Annotated in this window: 13 protein-coding genes, 1 tRNA gene and 1 pseudogene; 8 read left to right on the top strand and 7 right to left on the bottom strand. The window is 65.7% G+C overall.

What is annotated here, in order from left to right:
- The first annotated feature begins 3 nt into the window (after window positions 1-3).
- The 7 genes and pseudogenes from fdxH to ACO07Z_RS13665 all read left to right on the top strand — a co-directional run bounded on the left by fdxH (window position 4) and on the right by ACO07Z_RS13665 (window position 7648).
- Window positions 4-990, top strand: coding sequence for a formate dehydrogenase subunit beta (gene fdxH / locus ACO07Z_RS13695; RefSeq protein ID WP_421699212.1), 987 nt, complete (start codon window positions 4-6; stop codon window positions 988-990).
- Entirely contained in the window at window positions 987-1706 is a 720-nt protein-coding gene (locus tag ACO07Z_RS13690; RefSeq protein WP_421699211.1) for a formate dehydrogenase subunit gamma, read from the top strand. The genes fdxH and ACO07Z_RS13690 overlap by 4 nt, the downstream gene beginning before the upstream one ends.
- Before the next feature lie 92 nt (window positions 1707-1798).
- On the top strand, window positions 1799-2710 hold the full coding sequence (fdhE, locus tag ACO07Z_RS13685) for a formate dehydrogenase accessory protein FdhE (RefSeq protein ID WP_421699210.1): 912 nt from the start codon (window positions 1799-1801) through the stop codon (window positions 2708-2710).
- 10 nt (window positions 2711-2720) lie between these two features.
- Window positions 2721-4142, top strand: a complete 1422-nt coding sequence (gene selA / locus ACO07Z_RS13680; protein WP_421699209.1) for an L-seryl-tRNA(Sec) selenium transferase — start codon at window positions 2721-2723, stop codon at window positions 4140-4142.
- A pseudogene (gene selB, locus ACO07Z_RS13675) lies at window positions 4139-5983 on the top strand (selenocysteine-specific translation elongation factor); the annotation flags it as partial. The gene selA and the pseudogene selB, both read left to right, overlap by 4 nt.
- A gap of 141 nt (window positions 5984-6124) precedes the next feature.
- Window positions 6125-6220 (top strand) — tRNA-Sec (locus ACO07Z_RS13670).
- Between the two features lie 180 nt (window positions 6221-6400).
- Entirely contained in the window at window positions 6401-7648 is a 1248-nt protein-coding gene (locus tag ACO07Z_RS13665) for a cupin domain-containing protein (protein WP_421699208.1), read from the top strand.
- A gap of 61 nt (window positions 7649-7709) precedes the next feature.
- Here the strand turns inward: ACO07Z_RS13665 and ACO07Z_RS13660 are convergent, their stop codons facing one another.
- From ACO07Z_RS13660 to ACO07Z_RS13640, 5 genes are all read right to left on the bottom strand, one after another.
- On the bottom strand, window positions 7710-8597 hold the full coding sequence (locus ACO07Z_RS13660) for an ABC transporter permease (protein WP_421699207.1): 888 nt from the start codon (window positions 8595-8597) through the stop codon (window positions 7710-7712).
- Between the two features lie 13 nt (window positions 8598-8610).
- The gene (locus ACO07Z_RS13655; RefSeq protein WP_421699206.1) at window positions 8611-9621 is read right to left on the bottom strand and encodes an ABC transporter permease; all 1011 of its coding nucleotides are present in this window, start codon (window positions 9619-9621) and stop codon (window positions 8611-8613) included.
- 2 nt (window positions 9622-9623) lie between these two features.
- Complete coding sequence (locus tag ACO07Z_RS13650) at window positions 9624-10697, bottom strand: ABC transporter ATP-binding protein (protein ID WP_421699205.1); 1074 nt, start codon at window positions 10695-10697, stop codon at window positions 9624-9626.
- A 101-nt stretch (window positions 10698-10798) separates the two neighbouring features.
- Window positions 10799-11971 (bottom strand): extracellular solute-binding protein, encoded by a 1173-nt coding sequence (locus tag ACO07Z_RS13645; protein WP_421699204.1) that lies wholly within the window; start codon window positions 11969-11971, stop codon window positions 10799-10801.
- Between the two features lie 189 nt (window positions 11972-12160).
- Complete coding sequence (locus tag ACO07Z_RS13640) at window positions 12161-13177, bottom strand: serine hydrolase domain-containing protein (protein WP_421699203.1); 1017 nt, start codon at window positions 13175-13177, stop codon at window positions 12161-12163.
- A 41-nt stretch (window positions 13178-13218) separates the two neighbouring features.
- Here ACO07Z_RS13640 and ACO07Z_RS13635 point away from each other — a divergent pair, with 41 nt between their 5' ends.
- Window positions 13219-15249, top strand: coding sequence for an ATP-dependent nuclease (locus ACO07Z_RS13635; protein WP_421700816.1), 2031 nt, complete (start codon window positions 13219-13221; stop codon window positions 15247-15249).
- Here ACO07Z_RS13635 and proB read toward each other — a convergent pair.
- Window positions 15160-16362 carry a glutamate 5-kinase gene (proB, locus tag ACO07Z_RS13630; protein WP_421699202.1) on the bottom strand — a complete coding sequence of 401 codons (1203 nt, stop codon included), beginning with the start codon at window positions 16360-16362 and terminating at the stop codon, window positions 15160-15162. The two genes, ACO07Z_RS13635 and proB, sit on opposite strands and share 90 nt — an antisense overlap.
- A gap of 210 nt (window positions 16363-16572) precedes the next feature.
- A complete protein-coding gene (obgE, locus tag ACO07Z_RS13625; protein WP_421699201.1) occupies window positions 16573-17607 on the bottom strand; it encodes a GTPase ObgE in 1035 nt (344 codons plus the stop codon).
- Window positions 17608-17620 lie beyond the last annotated feature (13 nt).

Raw genomic sequence — 17620 nt, 5'->3', positions numbered from 1 at the left:
ATCATGTTTCCTGCGATCCCCAATCCCAACGTCGCCACCGACGCCGCCACGCCGCGCTTCGGCGAGAAGGACATTCTCCGCCGCAGCGCCTCCACGGTCACGCCGCCCGCTGAGCGGCTGACCGAGGTGGCCAAGCTGATCGATGTCTCCAAATGCATCGGCTGCAAGGCCTGCCAGGCCGCGTGCCTGGAATGGAACAACCTGACCGAGGAGATCGGCTTCAACCACGGGGTCTACACCAATCCCATGGACCTGACGCCGGACACCTTCACCCTGATGCGCTTCACCGAATGGGTGAATCCCGAGACCGAAAATCTGGAATGGCTCATCCGCAAGGATGGCTGCATGCATTGCGAAGATCCGGGCTGCCTCAAGGCCTGCCCGGCCCCCGGCGCCATCGTGCAATATTCCAACGGCATCGTGGACTTCCAGCACGACAACTGCATTGGCTGCGGCTACTGCATCAAGGGCTGCCCGTTCAACATCCCGCGCATCTCCAAGGTCGACCACACCGCCTATAAATGCACGCTCTGCTCCGATCGTGTCGCGGTCGGCCAGGGTCCGGCCTGCCAGAAGGCGTGCCCGACCCAGGCCATCGTCTTCGGCACCAAGGACGAGATGAAGGAGTGGGCGGATTTCCGCATCAAGGACCTGAAGTCGCGCGGCTTCGAGAATGCCGGCCTCTACGACCCGCCCGGCGTCGGCGGCACCCATGTGATGTATGTGCTGCACCACGCGGACACGCCGTCCATCTATGCCGGCTTGCCGGACAATCCGCGCATCTCGCCCATCGTCGACGCCTGGAAGGGCGTGACGAAATATGTCGGCCTCGCGGTAATGGGTTTCGCCGCCGCCGCCGGCTTCCTGCACTATGTCGTCGCCGGGCCGAACAAGGTCTCGGAGGAGGATGAGGAGAACGCCGAGCGGCTCGCCGACGGCACCCCGCCGCCGCCGACACCCGCCGGCCCGGTCGAGAGGAGGACGCCATGAGCGCCGGCAACCTCAAGACCCACGTGGCCGACGATGTGGAACCGGGCGACGCCGTGCGCCCGGGCCACCCGGTCGAGGTGTCGCGCTACACGGTCGGCGCGCGCATCAACCACTGGATCACCGCGCTGAGCCTGATCCTGCTGGCGCTGTCGGGCCTCGCCCTGTTCACGCCGAGCCTGTTCTTCCTCACCGGCCTGTTCGGCGGCGGGCAGTGGACGCGGGCGATCCATCCCTGGATCGGCGTGGTGCTGTTCTTCTCCTTCGCCGGGCTGTTCCTGCGCTTCTGGCGGGCCAACCTGCCGGCGCGCGAGGACGGCACCTGGCTCGCCCGCATCAGCGATGTGCTGCGCGGGCGGGAGGAACGTCTGCCGGAGATCGGCAAATACAATGCCGGCCAGAAATTCGTCTTCTGGGGCATGTCGGCGCTGATCGTCATCCTCATCGCCAGCGGCGTGGTGATGTGGGACCAGTATTTCTACCCCTACACCAGCATCGAGCAGAAGCGCGTCGCCATCCTCGTCCACTCCATCGCGGCGGTGGCGATCATCTGCGTGTGGATCATCCACGTCTATGCCGCCATCTGGGTCAAGGGCACCATCGGCGCCATGACGCGGGGCAAGGTGACCGGCGGCTGGGCGTGGCGCCACCACCGCAAATGGCTGCGCGAGCTGGTCGGCACCCGGCCGGGCAAGCGCCCGCCGACACCGGCGGAATAGGCGCCGCCCGCTTTCGTCTCCGTCCCGGACGCCTGCCTGTCCGGGGCGGAGCCCTTCCGTTCCACGTGGCCCGTGCGGTTCGTGAGGTGAGCATGTCGCAGAACCTTCAGCCCGATCCCAGCGCGATCGGCACCGTCTCCACCCCGCCCTTCGCGGTGCTGCCCGATCCCGCACACCTGTTCGGCGTGCGGGCAAAGCGGTTGCGCACCTATGCGGCGGTGAGCCCGCTCAAGCCCTATCTGGATTTCGTCGCCGGCCTTGTCGAGGCGCAGCAGGCCATCGTGCCCGCCCTCCCCCCGGTGGAGCCGCCGGAGCCGGAACATCTGGAGCGTGCTCGCGCCTTCGAGATGCCGGCGTTGGACCGCGCCACCACCCTGCTCGACGACACGCTGGAAGCGACGCTCGACCAACTCTTCGACGCTGCCGCCCGTGTGGCGATGCCCGAGGAAGCCGCCGCCGCTCTCACCCGCGTGCGCCGCGCCAATGGCGCCGAACGCGCGCAGATGGTGCGCGACGTGCTGGCGCATGACCTCCCCGTGGAACGCCTCGCCGAGCATGTCTATGTCGCGGGCGCCCTGCAGGTGCATTTCGCCCGCCTCGCCGCGACGCTCGACGCGAAAAAGCTGGTGCCGGTGGGCGATGGCGTCTGCCCCGCCTGCGGCGGCCCGCCTGTCGCCTCGCTCATCGTCGAATGGCCGAATGCGCATGGCAACCGCTTCTGCGCCTGCTCGCTCTGCTCCACTCTGTGGAACTATGTCCGCATCCGTTGCTGCGCCTGCGGCACCACCAAGGGCATCGGCTATCAGGAAATCGACGGCAGCCCCGGCACGGTGAAAGCCGAGACCTGCGACGAGTGCCGCACCTATGTAAAGGTGATGTACCAGAACAAGGATGTCACCATCGAGCCGGTCGCCGACGATATCGGCACGCTGGGCCTCGATCTGATGATGCGGCAGGGGCCTTATCGCCGCGCCGCCTTCAACCCGTTCCTGCTCGGCTATTGAGGGCGCGGCGATGGATGCGCCCTCCCTCACCGCCGCCCCGTCCCCGCGCGACCTGCCCTCGGTCGACCGCGTGCTCGCCACTCCCGCTGGCCAGAGCGCGATGGACACGTTCGGCCGCGCCCCTGCCACCTCGGCCATCCGCGCCGCGCTGCTTGAGGTGCGCGCCTGCCTTCTGGCGGGCAAGCTCGCCGCCCTGCCCACGGCCGATCACGTGGCGCTGGCCGCAACGGAAGCATTGGAGCGGGAGGCACGCACGCGCCTGCGCCCGGTGTTCAACCTCACCGGCACGGTGCTGCACACCAATCTCGGCCGTGCGCTCTTGGCGGAAGAGGCGGTGGAGGCGGCCGCGAGCGCCATGCGCGCCGCCGTGGCGCTGGAATATGACCTCGACACCGGCAAGCGTGGCGAGCGCGACGACCATGTGCGCGAATTGCTGATCGAATTGACCGGCGCGGAAGACGCCACCGTCGTCAACAACAACGCCGCCGCCGTGCTGCTGGTGCTGAACACGCTCGGCCTCGGCCGCGAGGCCATCGTCTCGCGCGGCGAACTAATCGAGATCGGCGGCGCCTTCCGCATGCCCGACATCATGGCCCGCGCCGGGGTGAAGCTGGTCGAGGTCGGCACCACCAACCGCACCCATCCCCGGGACTATGCCGGCGCGCTCAACGAGGCCACCGGGCTGGTGCTGAAGGTCCACACCTCGAACTACCGCATCGAAGGCTTCACCAAGGAGGTGGCGGCGCGCGAACTGGCGGAGATCGCCCGCGCCAAGGGCGTGCCGCTGGTCAATGATCTCGGCTCCGGCACACTGTTCGATCTCGCCCGGATCGGCCTCGCCCACGAGCCGACGGTGCGGGAAGCCGTAGTGGAAGGGGCAGATATCGTCACCTTCTCCGGCGACAAGCTGCTCGGCGGGCCGCAGACCGGCTTCATCGTCGGCCGTGCCGACCTCATCGCCGCCATCAACAGGAACCCGATGAAGCGGGCGCTGCGGGTCGACAAGATCCGCCTCGCCGCACTGGAAGCAACGCTGAAACTCTACCGCGACCCGGAACGGCTGGCCGCGCGCCTGCCGACATTGCGGCTCCTGGCGCGCCGGCGGGCGGAGATCGCCGCCCAGGCCCATGCGCTTGCCGAGCCTGTCGCCGCCGCTCTGGGCGATGCGTTCGACATCGAGATCGTCGATTGTTCCAGCCAGATCGGCTCCGGCGCGCTGCCGCTGGAAACCCTGCCCAGCGCCGGCTTCGCCATCCGCCCGGCGGCGGAAGCCTCCGGCGGGCGGCTCAACGCGCTGGCGCGCGCGCTGCGGGACCTGCCGGTGCCGATCATCGGCCGCATCAGCGAAGGCGCGCTGATCCTCGACCTGCGCTGCCTGGAAGACGAGGCCGGCTTCCTCGCCAGCCTCGCCGACATAAGGGTGCCGGCATGATCATCGGCACCGCCGGCCATATCGACCATGGCAAGACCGCGCTGGTCGGCGCGCTCACCGGTGTCGATACCGACCGCCTGAAGGAGGAGAAGGCGCGCGGCATCTCCATCGATCTCGGCTTCGCCTATTTGCGGACCGAGGCCGGCACGCTCGGCTTCATCGACGTGCCCGGCCATGAGAAGTTCATCCACACCATGCTGGCGGGAGCGAGCGGCATCGACTTCGCGCTGCTCATCGTGGCCTGCGATGACGGGGTAATGCCGCAGACACGCGAGCATCTCGCGCTCATCGACCTCCTCGGCATCAATCGGGGGCTGGTCGCCCTCACCAAGGCCGACCTTGCGGACGCCGCGCGCCGCGACGAGGTGGCGGGAGAGATCGCGGCGCTGCTGGAGGGCACGTCTCTGGCCGGTGCCGCCATAGTGCCGGTGTCCGCCCACACCGGCGAAGGGGTGGCGGCGCTGCGCGAGGCGCTGATCGCCGCCGGCTGCCGGTCCGAGGCCCGGCCGGCGGAGGGGCGTTTCCGCCTCGCGGTGGACCGCAGCTTCACCCTCGCCGGTGCCGGCACCATCGTCACCGGCACCGTGCTCTCCGGCCGTGTCCGCGTGGGCGATCCGCTGGTCGTCAGCCCGTCCGGCCTGCCGGCCCGGCTGCGCTCGCTGCATGCGCAGAACCGCAAGGCGGAGGAAGGCCGCGCCGGCGAGCGCTGTGCGCTCAACCTCGCCGGCGAGTCGATCCGCGCCGAGGCGATCCGGCGCGGCGATCTCGTGCTCGACCCGACGCTGCACGCCCCCACCGAGCGCCTCGACGCCACGCTTACCGTGCTGGCGAGCGAGCCGAAGCCGCTCGGTGCGTGGTTCCCGGTGCGCTTCCACCATGGCGCCAGCGAAATCGGGGCGCGGCTGGTGCCGCTCTCCGCCGACACAATCGCCCCCGGTACGACCGGCCTCGTGCAGATCGTGCTGGAACGGCCGATCGCCGCCGCCGTCGGCGACCGTTACGTCATTCGCGACACCTCGGCGCAGCGCAGCATCGGCGGCGGCCGCCTCATCGACCTGCGCGCCCCAGCCCGCAAGCGGCGCGCGCCGGAGCGCCTCGCCCAGCTCGCCGCGCTGCGCGAGACCGACCCGGACGCGGCGGTGTCCGGGCTGCTCGAGGTCGCGCCGTTCCATCTCGACCTCGCCGCCTTCGCCCGCGACCGGGCGCTGGGGGCGGAGGCGGCGGAGGCGATCGCCGCACGGCTGGGGCTGGAAGTCCTCCATGAGAGCGAGACGCGCATCGCCCTCTCCCCCGCGCGCTGGGAGCTCTATACGCAGGCGCTGCTCGGCGAAATCGGCGCCTTCCACGACGCCAATCCCGACCTCGCCGGCATGGGCGCGGAAAAGCTGCGCCTCGCGTTGGACCCGCGGCTGCCCAAGCCGGTGTTCACCGAGGCGCTGCGCCGGCTCGGTGACAGCGGCGCGCTGGTGCGCGAAGGGGCCTGGGTGCGGCTTCCCGGCCATGAAGTGCGCCTCACCCCCCGGGACGAAGCGCTGTGGGAGCGGATCGCCCCCTCCCTCGCCGACGACGCCCGCTTCCGCCCGCCCCGCGTGCGCGACCTCGCCGCGCAGACCGGCGAGGCAGAGACGGATATGCGCCGGCTGATGAAATTGCTCGCCCGCATGGGCAAGGTGGACGAGGTGGCGCACGACCATTTCTTCCTTCGCGCCACCGTGGCGGAGATGGTGGCGCTCGCCCACGCTCTCGCCGAGACCGCGCAGGGGCGGGAATTCACCGCCAGCGCCTTCCGCGACCGGATCGAGCAAGGCGGCCACGCCGTCGGCCGCAAGGTGGCGATCCAGATCCTGGAATTTCTCGACCGTCATGGCGTCACCCTGCGGCGCGGCGATCTGCGGCGCATCAACCGCCACCGGCTGGACCTGTTCGGTGCGATCGACCACACTGATACGCCCGCCCCCGCCCGGGGCGCGGACATGCCTTCTGGAAGAGCGTTACCTCCGGTGAGGTATCCGGACTTCAAATCCGGAAGGGGCCGCGAGCCGGTCCCTGGTGGGTTCGACTCCCACTCTCTTCCGCCATCCTCCCCGCCCGGCCACAATCCGCAGCGTTAACCCGCGCTGCGCCAGCCGGCTTTTGCGCATCCGCCCGCTCACGTGCCGGATCGTGCAGGCGCGCAAGATTCCCCCGCGCGCTCCCCGCACAGTCCGGGCAACACAGGAGGCCCGCCCCTTGCCCTCGATCCCGTGAGGAGAGCGACAATGGAAGACCTGTCCCGGCGCACCCTGCTCGCGCTCAGCGCCCTTGGCGGCGTCGCCGTCGCCAGCGGCGCGGCGCAGGCCGCGAGCTTCGGCAATCCCGACCAGCCGCCGGAAGGCGCGATCAACTCGACCCCCGGCGCCCTGTCCAATCCCGGCCCGCAGAATCCGGCGCTGGAGGCGCAGATCCCCTCCTTCCAGAACCCGCCCGCCACCGATGTCGGCAACATGCCGATGCTGTGGTCGTCGTTCAACATTATGCCCAAGCGCGTGCAGGCCGGCGGCTGGGCGCGTCAGATCACCGCCACGGAGTTCCCGGCCGCCAAGGAAGGCTCCGGCGTGAACATGCGCCTCGGGCCGGGCGGCATTCGCGAAATGCACTGGCACCTCGCCGGCGAATGGGCGCTGATGACCAATGGCCGCTGCCGCATCACCGTGCTGGACAAGGACGGCCACCCCTATGTGCGCGATGTCGGCGCCGGCGACCTGTGGTTCTTCCCCGCCGGCTATCCACATTCGCTGCAGGGTCTCGGGCCGGAGGGCTGCGAGTTCATCATCGTCTTCGACGACGCCTTCCAGTCCGAATACAACACGCTGCTGCTCACCGACTGGTTCGCCCACACCCCGCCGAAGATTCTCGCGCAGAATTTCGGCGTGCCGGCGGACACGTTCAAGAACATCCCGCTGCAGGATCTGTGGATCTTCCAGGGCGAGGAGCCGCCTCCGCTGGCGGTGGACCAGGCGGCCGTCGCCTCCGGCGGGGCACCGGCCGAGCCCTTCACCTTCTCGCTCACCGGCACGCCGCCGGTGAAGAAGAACGAGGCGGGCGAGGTCCACCTCGCCGACAGCCGCAGCTTCAAGGCCTCGACCACTATCGCCGCCGCCATTGAGACGATCCGCCCCGGCGGCCTGCGGCGGCTGCACTGGCACCCCAATGCCGATGAATGGCAATACTGGATCAAGGGCCGGGGCCGCATGACCGTTTTCAACACCGGCCCGCGCGCCCAGACCATCGACTTCCAGGCCGGCGACCTTGGCGTGGTGCCCAAGAGCCAGGGCCATTACATCGAGAACACCGGCGATGAGGATGTGCAGGTGCTCGCCGTGTTCCGCACGGCGGAATATCAGGAGGTCGACCTCGCGGATTGGCTCACCCATGCCCCGCCGGAACTCGTCGCCGCGCATCTCAACATCGACCCTGCGGTGATTGCGCGCTTCCCGCGCGGGCAGGTCGGCCTGCAGCCGCGGTGAAGCCGGGCGCCTGCCATGGCGAGGGGTGAGCGGACCTTTCGTCCGTTCGCCCCGCCGGGGCTCACCCCATCGCCGGCGTCGGCGTGCCGGAAAGCTCGGCTTCCTCCGCCTCCAGCGCCGCGCGCTGGCGCCGTGCCGCCGCCGCATCCGCCCGCCGCTTGTAAATCTCGAAGGCGATGGCGCCGACCACCGTCACCGCGACGATCACCACGGCCAGCGCCGAGATGGCGGGCGTCGAGCCCTGCCGCACCCGCCCGGCGAGCACGGTGGTCAGCGTCTTGTCGGAGAGGATGGCGAAGGTCGTGGTGTTGTAGTTCTCGAAGGAGGAGAGGAAGGCCAGCACCGCCGCCGAGGCCAGCGCCGGCTTGAGGAAGGGCAGCAATATGTGGCGGAACACCTGCGGGTAGCTCGCGCCGAGATCGAGCGCCGCCTCTTCCTGCGAGCGGTCGAAGCGCTGCAGCCGGGCGAGGATGATCAGCATGCAATAGGCGGAAATGAAGCTCGCCTGCCCCAGCACGGTCAGCACCACGCCGTCATAAAGGAAGCGCGTGCCGGTCTGCCCGGTGAACTGGCGCCAGAACACCACGGTGGAGATGCCGATGATGATGCCCGGCGTCAGTACCGGCGAGACCACGACGAGATAATAGAGCGAGCGCACGCGCGGCTGGATCTGCGTCATGATGATGGCGCCCGCGAGCCCGATGGGCACGGAGATGCACACCACCAGCACACCGATCCACAAGCTCATCTTCAGGCCCGTCATCATGTCCTGGTCGGCGAACAGCGCCGCGAACCAGTCCAGTGTCAGCCCGTCGATCGGCCACACCTGCGGGTATTGCGGGGTGTTGAAGGCGGAGACGCCCATCACCGCCAGCGGGCCGAGCAGGTAGAGGAAGAACACCACCGTATAGAGCGCGAACATCACCCGCTGGAACGGACCCGGAATCATCGCGTGTACTCCATCATCGCGTGATTTCTCCAAGGCTGAGCCGGAACGCCTTGAGCACCACCAGCACGAACAGAATGCAGCTCACCAGCAGGATGAAGGCATAGGCCGCCCCCTGCGGCCAGTTGAAGGCCTGGTAGAAGCGATCATAGACGATGGGGGTGAACCACAGCGTGCGCGGCCCGCCCAGCACCAGCGGGGCTGCCAGCGCGCCGGCCGTGAGCATGAACACCAGCGTGCAGCCGGAGGCGATGCCCGGCTTGGCATGCGGCAGCACGATGAAGGTGTGTATGTGCCACCACGGCGCCCCGAGGTCCCGTGCCGCCTCCACCTGGTTGCGGTCGAGGCTCTCAATGGCGTTGTAGAGCGGGAAGATCATCATCAGGAGATAGGCGTAGGACAGGCCCATATAGAGCCCGACATCGGCGCCGAGGAAATCGATCGGCTCACTGGTGAGCCCGCTGCCCATTAGCAGCTGGTTGATGATGCCGCCGGAGGAGAGCAGCACCCGGAAGGCGAAGGCGCGCAGGATCTCGTTCACCCAATAGGGCAGGATCAGCAGCAGCAGCAGCACCCGGAGCCGCGCCGCGCTCGCCGACTGCGCCATGTGGAAGGCCAAGGGGTAGCAGATGGCGAAATTGATCAGCGTGATGAGGATGCTCACCCCGATGGTGAGGAAGAAGGCCTTGATGTGCAGCCAGTTCCATTCCGCCGTGGAGGTGGTGGAGCCAAACAGGAAGTAGCGGTAATTCTCCAGCGTGTAGAGGTCTTTCGGCCCGCCCATCTGCGCTGGCGGCAGCTTCGGGCGGAACGACATGTCCACCATGGCAAGCTGCGGCAGCAGGATGATGAAGAAGGCCCAGAACCCGACCGCCAGCACCAGATAGAGCCCTACGGCAAGACCGTTGCGCTGGAAGAAGCCCGGTCCGGTGGCGATGCCCTGGCGCCGCTCATAGGCGCTCAGCGCGAAGAACAGCACAACGACCGCCAGCGGCAGGCCGAAGATGAAGGCGAGGCTGCCATTCATCGTCAGTGCCCTTCCGGCAGGGCCAGCAGCAGCCCATCCTCGGGGGTGAAGCCGAGATGCAGCTCCTCGCCCGTCGCAGGCAGCGCCACGCCGCCGCCGACGCTCGCCGTCACCTTCTGCCCGGTCTTCACCCGCAGGGTGATGTGGGAGACGCTGCCTTCATAGGCGACATCCAGCGTTTCGCCGGCAAAGCCGCTGGTGCCGCCATTGGCGCGCAGCCGCAGGACCTCCGGCCGCACGAACAGCAGAGCTTCCTGCCCCACGCCGAGCGCCACCGGGTTGCGCCCCTTGAGCGCGCCGAGCGGCGTGTCGAGCGTGGCGAAGCCGTCCTCCACCGCGCTCACGCGCCCGCGAATGCGGTTGTTCTCGCCGACGAAGGAGGCGACGAAGGGTGTGCGCGGCTCGGCATAGACGGCGCGCCCGTCGCCCACCTGCTCGATCACGCCGGCATTCATGACCGCGATGCGGTCCGACATGGTCAGCGCCTCGCCCTGGTCATGGGTGATGTAGATGAAGGTGATGCCGACCCGTTTCTGGATGGCGCGCAGCTCTGCCCGCATGTGCTGGCGCAGCTTGAGGTCGAGCGCGGAGAGCGGCTCGTCCAGCAGCAGCACGGAGGGCTCGACGGCGAGCGCGCGGGCAATGGCGACGCGCTGCTTCTGGCCGCCGGAAAGCTCCGACACCTTCTTGTGGCCGTGCTCGGAAAGCGCGACCTGCACCAGCAGGTTCTTCACCTTCTCGTCACGCTCGTGCCGCGGCACGCCGCGCACCCGGAGGCCGTAGCCGATATTCTCCGCCACCGTCATCATCGGGAACAGAGCGAGGTTCTGGAAGATCAGCGCGGTCGGCCGCTTGTTGGGACCGATGCCCTTCATATCCTGGCCACCGATCTTCACTTGTCCCCGCGTGGGCTCGATGAAGCCGGAAATGGTGCGCAGCAGCGTGGTCTTGCCGCAGCCGGACGGGCCGAGGAAGGAGAAGAACTCGCCCGGCTCGATGGTGAGGTTCGCGTCCCGGACGGCGACGAAATCGCCGAAGGTGACATTGACGCCCTCAAGCTCGACGGCAGCGGCCATGCGGATTTCCTGTACTCGGGGAAGATGCGGGCCAAGGCGCGGCCCGGACGCCCTCACGGCCGGGCGCGTCCAGCCGCGAGGGGTGTGTCAGTGGGTAGGGCTCACGCCGCCTTGAACTTCTCGGCGTACTGGGTGCGCAGTTCGGCGTACCAGGACGGCTCCGGCGGGCGGCTCCACAGGTTCTCCAGCGCGTTGCCGGGATAGGCCTCGGCGAAGTTCTTCTTGGCGACCTCGGAGAGGAACTTGTCGGCGCCCTTCACGACAGGGTTGTAGCCCGAACCGTCGGCGACGGCGGCGGAGGCTTCCGGCGTGTGGATGTAGTTCAGGAACTCATAGGCCTGGGCGATGTTCTTGGCGCCCTTGGTCAGCGACCAGCCGTCCACCCAGGTGATGGCACCTTCCTGCGGCGCCATATAGGTGACCGGCTTGCCCTGCTTCTTCAGCGACAGCGGCGGGCCGTCCCAGGTCTGGCCGATGACGCAGCCGTTTTCCATGAAGCCCGACTTGGTGTTGTCGGCCGAATCCCAGAACTGCTTGACCTGCGCCTTGTTCTCGATGGCGAAGGCGAGGATGGGATCGTAGATCTTCTTCATCGTCGCCTCGTCCTTGAAGGCGTCGAGCATGCGGTTCGACGGCAGCTTGCCGGTCTTGTCCCACCACAGGCCGATGCCGAGCAGCAGCGAGTGCGGGCGGCCCTGCATCTTGCCCTTGAATTCCGGGCTCCACAGCGTGCCGTAGCTCAGCTTGTCATAGGTCAGGGTGGCGAGGTCGGTGCGCCAGGAAATCGCTTCCGAGCCCCAGCAATGCGGCACATGGTAGAGCTTGCCGTCCCAGGTCCACACGCTGGTCGAGGCTTCCAGCATGGAGGGCAGCAGGTTGTCGAGGGAGAGCTTGGAGGTGTCGTAGGGCGCCAGCACGCCCAGCTCCTTGAACTGCGGGGCGCGGTCGCGCGTGGGCGCGCAGAGGTCGAAGCCTTCGCCGTCGGTGGCCTGCAGCTTGTTGATCTGCTCCTCGTTCTGCGAGAACGGGGTGGTCTTCACCTTGATGCCGGTCTTCTTCTCGAAATTCGGGATCACCGGCGCCGGCAGTTCGTCGTCCCAGTTGAGCAGGCTCAGCTCGCCGGAGGAGGAGAAGGCGTCGCGCACCAGATAGGGCCCGGCGGCGGCCATGGTGCCGGCGGCGAGCGCGCCCTTGAACAGCACGCGGCGGGTGAAGCTGCGGGCGGCGAGCAGCGTCTCGATGGACGAATTGGTCGGCTCTGTCTTCTTCGTCACGGCGTTCCCCTCGGGATGGCGATGGACCGGGGGATCGGGAGCAGGAACTATGCCAGAGCCGCGCGCTCGTTGCCGCGTTGCACAAATCCGACCGCGCCCTTGTCGATTCCCGACGCACCTGCGCCCCTGCCGCGCTTTTCAGCAGGCGATAATACCTCCCTGCACGCAAAACGGGCGCCGCCCGCCCTCTCACCCCAGCGCGGCGAGAAGGTCCCCGGCGAGCGCATGCACATCGTCGCGGTGGCCGGTGCGGCCGGAGGGCGCATCCGTGGTGGAGGTCATGACAAGCGAGACGCCGCGTTCGGGCACCACATAGAGCATCTGTCCGCCATAGCCCCAGCCATAATGCGCGCGCGCCCCGTCGATCTCGCGCGTGAACCAGCCATAGCCATAGGCATCGCCGGTGAAGCGCGAGGCCGTGCGCGCCTGCCAGCACTGGGCGATCCAGTCCTCCGGGATCACCTGTTCGCCGGCCCGGTTGCGCCCGCCGTTGCGGCAGCACTCGGCGAAGGCGAGCAGCGCCGTCGGGCGCATCGCCATCTGGTTGCCGCCGAAATACACCCCTTGAGGGTCGCGCTCCCAATCGGCGATGGCGAAGCCCTCGATGGGGCCGAGCCAGTCGCGCGCGAGGGCCAGCGTCGAGCGCCCGCTGGCCCGCGTCAAAAGCGCCGAGACGAGGTGCGAGGAGCCCGTGGAATAGAGCATCTGCCCGCCCGGCTCATCGACAAAAGGCCGCGCCAGCGCTGCGCGCACCCAGTTGGGGCTGGCGATCCACGCGCCGTAATAGGCGCCGGAGGTGCGCTCCAGCCCCGCCTGCATGGAGAGCAAATTGCCGAGCGTGATCTCATTAAGGCGCGGGTCGGGGTCGGCGGGCAGATCGGCCTTCAGCAGCAGGACGATCTTCTGCTCCGGCCCTTCCAGCACGCCTTTATCGATGGCGATGCCGGCCAAGATAGTGAGAATGCTTTTCGAGGCCGATTTGATGTTGGTCGGCCGGTCCACCCGCCCGCCGCTGTAACCACGCGCGGCGAGCGTTTCGCCGGCCTTGGCGACAAGCACCGTGCGCAGCGGTTCGAGATCGCCAGCGCGGTCGAGCACAGCGCTCAGCGCGGGCGGCGTGGTGTCAGGCGCGGGCGCACCTTGGGCGAGGCCAAGGCGCGGGGCGAGCAGAAGCAGCGGAGCGGCAAGCAGGGAACGACGGTGCATGCCTGAGAAGATAGGGCGGGCGAAGCGTAAGGGTGGTCACGATGGGGGGAGGTCAGGCGCCACAAGCAAACACTTGCGATTCCAATGAGAATACCACCACAATTATCGCATGTGACATAAACGCGATTCGAGCCATGCCAAAGCTTCGCAAAATTAGCATTCAGAATTTCCGATCTGTTCGAAAGCTCGAGATTTCAGCAAAAGACATGACTATTCTAGTCGGAGATAATGATTCTGGCAAATCAAATATACTCCGAGCCCTTAATTTGTTTTTTAATAACGAAACAAATCCAGGACAACGATTAGATTTTGATCACGACTTTAATAAATTTGTTAAAGGCAATAAGAGAGCTCGTGAAATTAAAGTAGAAATTATATTGGAAATACCTGATTCTTATAAGAATACAAACGGTGAATTGATACGATGGACAAAGGTTTGGAGAGAATCCGGATTGACGGATGCTCGTGATTATATCGGAATGCGTAAGAAAAAATCATCGAGAGGTAAAGAATTCTACGAAGATGTTATCATTCCTCCTAAATCAAATTTGCATTCATTATTGAATCGCATAGAGTTTGAGTACGTTCCTGCTATACGTAGCGCAGAATTTTTTAGACAGCTACGCGGCCGCATATACGGAGTAATTTCACAAGTCGCCGAAGAAGGATTTCGAGCGAAAAGCACTGATTTTGAGACAGCTATTGCTGAAAATGTTGCCCCTCTTATAGCCGACGTGTTAGCAGAGCTTTCCGACAACACAAAACTACGACTACCGAACGATTTGAGTTCAATTTTCGAACGATTAGATTTCCTGAGCGGCGACGCCTCCATATCATTAGACAGTCGAGGGGACGGAATCAAAGGTCGTTACATTCCATTAATATTGAAGTTTATTGCTGACAAAAAACAGTCCTTGCAAGTGCGAGGAGGATCACCTTACACATTCATTTGGGCTTATGAAGAACCGGAAAACAACCTTGAGTTTCGGCGCGCTCAAGAACTCGCAGATCATTTTCGTCAGATATCCCAATCCGGACTTGCACAAATACTTTTGACAACTCATTCACCTGTATTTTTCAATATGCAGGACTCAAATCCAAGCCTGTGTTCAGCATCATATATACGCCGCCTATCGGATGGTGAAACAGACGCCGAGCATGAAATTGAGGGCTTAACGGCTCTTGATGAGCGCATGGGCGTAATGCCAATAATTTCAAAGCATATCCGGGGCGCGCAGGATGAAATCCGATCTCTAAAGAATAGCAAAAACGAAATCGAATTACTTCTATCTTCACAAAACAAGCCGACTCTTTTTCTAGAAGGAATTACAGATCACAAAATTATCAAGAGAATAATAGATATAAAATACCCAAACGCCATAAGCCTAATCAATATTGAACCGCCTCCTCCGTCTGGAGCTGGAGCTAACTATGTGGCTGATCGACTGATTGCGTGGGGACTTGTACAGCGCGGTCGCCCAATTGTCGATAGACTACCTGCATGTGGCATTGTCGATCGAGATATATCAGGAAAAATGGCCGCTGAATCAGTTATTTCAGCAAGAATAGACAATAAACTTGTTAAGATATTCAAGCTCAATACACCAAAACAGTTAATTGAATCCACAAAGATCGGCCTAAAAATCCCCGCATGCTTGGAGGAGTTCTATCCGTTGGCTTGGTGGCGACATGCTCGCGAACAGGGTTGGCTAGAGCCACGCCAGAGGAAAGATATAATCAAGGGCGATTTGCTCGATAGAATACTCAATGAAAATAAGACATTCTCGGACCTAATCAACGAAAATGAATGGAACATAGTCGCCGAAAATCACGTAAAATCTGATTGTAAAAACACGTGGGTTGAGTGGATCCTTAGTAAGGATTCTGATGATTTTATGTCGGGGATGTTTGATCTATCCCAAAATTTAGATCAGGCAATGGAGCACCTAATACCAGGAACGATATCCCGGGACAAAGCCCCTTCACCCACCCCCACCCAGCACCAAATCATCCCGGTGCACCATAGCGGTGCGGCCCTCGAAACCGGTGATGGTGGCGATTTCGTCCGATGAGCGGCCCTTGAGGCGTTCGGCGTGGTCGTGGTCATAGGCCACCAGCCCGCGCCCGACTTCCGCCCCGTCCGGCCCGCGCAGCACCACCGCGTCGCCGCGGGTAAACTCGCCCTCGATGCGCTTCACCCCCGCCGGCAGCAGCGAGGAGCCCCGGCGCAGCGCCGCCACGGCGCCGGCGTCGAGATGCAGCACGCCGCGCGGTTCCAGCGCGCCGGCGATCCAGCGCTTGCGCGAGGCCACCGGATTGGCCGGGGCGAGGAACCAGGTGCAGCGCGCCCCGGTCTCGATGGCGCGGATCGGGTTCTTCACCTTGCCGGAGGCGATGACCATATGCGCGCCCGCCGTGGTGGCGATCTTCCCGGCCTCGATCTTGGTCTTCATGCCGCCGCGCGACAGCTCCGTGCCGGCGCCGCCGGCCATGGCCTCGATCTCGGCAGTGATGCGCGGCACCACGGGGATGAGGCGGGCCTCCGGGTCCTCATTCGGCGGGGCGGTGTAGAGCCCGTCAATGTCGGACAGCAGAATGAGCAGGTCGGCGCTGGTCATGCCGGCGACGCGGGCGGCGAGCCGGTCATTGTCGCCATAGCGGATTTCCGAGGTCGCCACCGTGTCGTTCTCGTTGATGACGGGGACGACCTTCAGCTCCATGAGCTTGGCTATGGTCGAGCGGGCGTTGAGATAGCGCCGGCGCTCTTCCGTGTCGCCGAGCGTGATGAGGATCTGCCCGGCGGCGACGCCCTCATGCGCGAGGGCTTCCGACCAGGCGCGCGCCAGCGCGATCTGCCCCACGGCGGCGGCGGCCTGGCTTTCCTCCAGCTTCAGCGCCCGGCGCGGCAGGCCCAGCACATTGCGCCCCAGCGCGATGGCGCCGGACGAGACCACCAGCACCTCCCGCCCCTCGCGGTGCAGTTGCGCCACATCTTCCGCCAGCGCCGCCAGCCAGGCATGGCGCAAGGCGCCGCGCGCCTGATCGACCAGCAGCGCCGAACCGACCTTCACCACGATGCGGCGGAAGGCGGAAAGCTGCGGCACCGCCGGGGCGGCCTCCGGCAGCGAGACGGCGGTGTCGGCGGCGAGGTCGGCGGCGGTGTCGGCGTCGGTCGGCTGGTTCATGGGACGGGCTTCGGCTGGAACAGGGATCGGCGCGCTACATACGCCGTTTCCGCCGCCGGCGCGCGGGAATTGTGGCTTCACCTCTCCCCGTGGGGGGAGAGGTCGCCGTGCAGCGGCGGGTGAGGGGAAGGCCGCACAGGACCGGCGCGCCTAAGGCCGGCGCGCGGCCCCCTCACCGCAACTCTCTCCCCGAGGCGAGAGGGAGTGGCGTCACGGCCGCCAGGGCTCCGGCACCACCTTGTCGGCCTCTTCCGCGCGGCCCTCGTCGATGATGCCGAGCAGCGCGCGCAGCGCCTCGCGCACGCCCTCGCCGGTGGCGGCGGACAGCGCGAGCGGCTTCTTCTTCGCCGCGCGCTTCAGCCGCTCCATCTGCGCCTTCAGCGTCTCGGCGTCGAGCGAATCGATCTTGGTGAGGGCGACGATCTCCGGCTTGTCCTCCAGGCCGGCGCCATAGGCGTCGAGCTCGGCGCGCACGGTCTTGTAGGCCTTGCCGGCATGCTCGCTGGTGCCGTCGACGAGGTGCAGCAGCACGCGGCAGCGCTCGATATGGGCGAGAAAGCGGTCGCCGAGGCCGACGCCCTCATGCGCGCCCTCGATCAGGCCGGGAATGTCGGCGAGGACGAATTCGCGCCCGTCCACCTTCACGACACCAAGGCCGGGGTGGAGCGTGGTGAAGGGATAGTCCGCCACCTTGGGCTTGGCGGCGGTGGTGGCGGCGAGGAAAGTGGACTTGCCGGCATTGGGCAGGCCGACGAGGCCGGCATCGGCGATCAGCTTGAGGCGCAGGATGATCCAGCGCTCCTCGCCCTCCTGGCCGGGATTGGCGCGGCGCGGGGCCTGGTTGGTCGAGGTCTGGAAATGCGCGTTGCCGAAGCCGCCATTGCCGCCTTTCAGGAAGCGAATGCGCTGGCCGACCTCGGTCAGATCGGCCAGAACGGTCTCACCGTCCTCCTCAAGAACCTCGGTGCCCGCCGGCACTTTTAGCACAACATCGTCGCCTTTGGCCCCGGCGCGGTTCTTTCCCATGCCGTAGCCGCCTTTTTTGGCTTTAAAGTGCTGTTGGTAGCGATAGTCGATGAGCGTGTTGAGCCCATCGACACACTCGATCCAAACATCCCCCCCCCTCCCCCCATCGCCGCCGTCGGGGCCGCCGAACTCGATGAACTTCTCGCGCCGGAACGAGAGGCAGCCCGCGCCACCATCGCCGGCGCGGACATAGATCTTGGCCTGGTCAAGAAACTTCATCGGTACGGCTCAA

Origin of the sequence: Ancylobacter sp., from assembly GCF_965229075.1 — a bacterium.
In the GTDB taxonomy this organism is placed as follows: domain Bacteria; phylum Pseudomonadota; class Alphaproteobacteria; order Rhizobiales; family Xanthobacteraceae; genus Ancylobacter.
This window is presented reverse-complemented; position numbering and strand designations above follow the sequence as displayed.

What these genes read in the sequence shown, in the direction of transcription:
- fdhE (WP_421699210.1), top strand. Translation starts at nt 1,799, where the DNA reads ATGTCGCAGAACCTTCAGCCCGATCCCAGCGCGATCGGCACCGTCTCC.
- ACO07Z_RS13655 (WP_421699206.1), bottom strand. Translation starts at nt 9,621, where the DNA reads ATGAATGGCAGCCTCGCCTTCATCTTCGGCCTGCCGCTGGCGGTCGTT.
- ACO07Z_RS13660 (WP_421699207.1), bottom strand. Translation starts at nt 8,597, where the DNA reads ATGATTCCGGGTCCGTTCCAGCGGGTGATGTTCGCGCTCTATACGGTG.
- obgE (WP_421699201.1), bottom strand. Translation starts at nt 17,607, where the DNA reads ATGAAGTTTCTTGACCAGGCCAAGATCTATGTCCGCGCCGGCGATGGT.
- ACO07Z_RS13640 (WP_421699203.1), bottom strand. Translation starts at nt 13,177, where the DNA reads ATGCACCGTCGTTCCCTGCTTGCCGCTCCGCTGCTTCTGCTCGCCCCG.
- ACO07Z_RS13650 (WP_421699205.1), bottom strand. Translation starts at nt 10,697, where the DNA reads ATGGCCGCTGCCGTCGAGCTTGAGGGCGTCAATGTCACCTTCGGCGAT.
- ACO07Z_RS13690 (WP_421699211.1), top strand. Translation starts at nt 987, where the DNA reads ATGAGCGCCGGCAACCTCAAGACCCACGTGGCCGACGATGTGGAACCG.
- ACO07Z_RS13665 (WP_421699208.1), top strand. Translation starts at nt 6,401, where the DNA reads ATGGAAGACCTGTCCCGGCGCACCCTGCTCGCGCTCAGCGCCCTTGGC.
- selA (WP_421699209.1), top strand. Translation starts at nt 2,721, where the DNA reads ATGGATGCGCCCTCCCTCACCGCCGCCCCGTCCCCGCGCGACCTGCCC.
- proB (WP_421699202.1), bottom strand. Translation starts at nt 16,362, where the DNA reads ATGAACCAGCCGACCGACGCCGACACCGCCGCCGACCTCGCCGCCGAC.
- fdxH (WP_421699212.1), top strand. Translation starts at nt 4, where the DNA reads ATGTTTCCTGCGATCCCCAATCCCAACGTCGCCACCGACGCCGCCACG.
- ACO07Z_RS13635 (WP_421700816.1), top strand. Translation starts at nt 13,219, where the DNA reads ATGGGGGGAGGTCAGGCGCCACAAGCAAACACTTGCGATTCCAATGAG.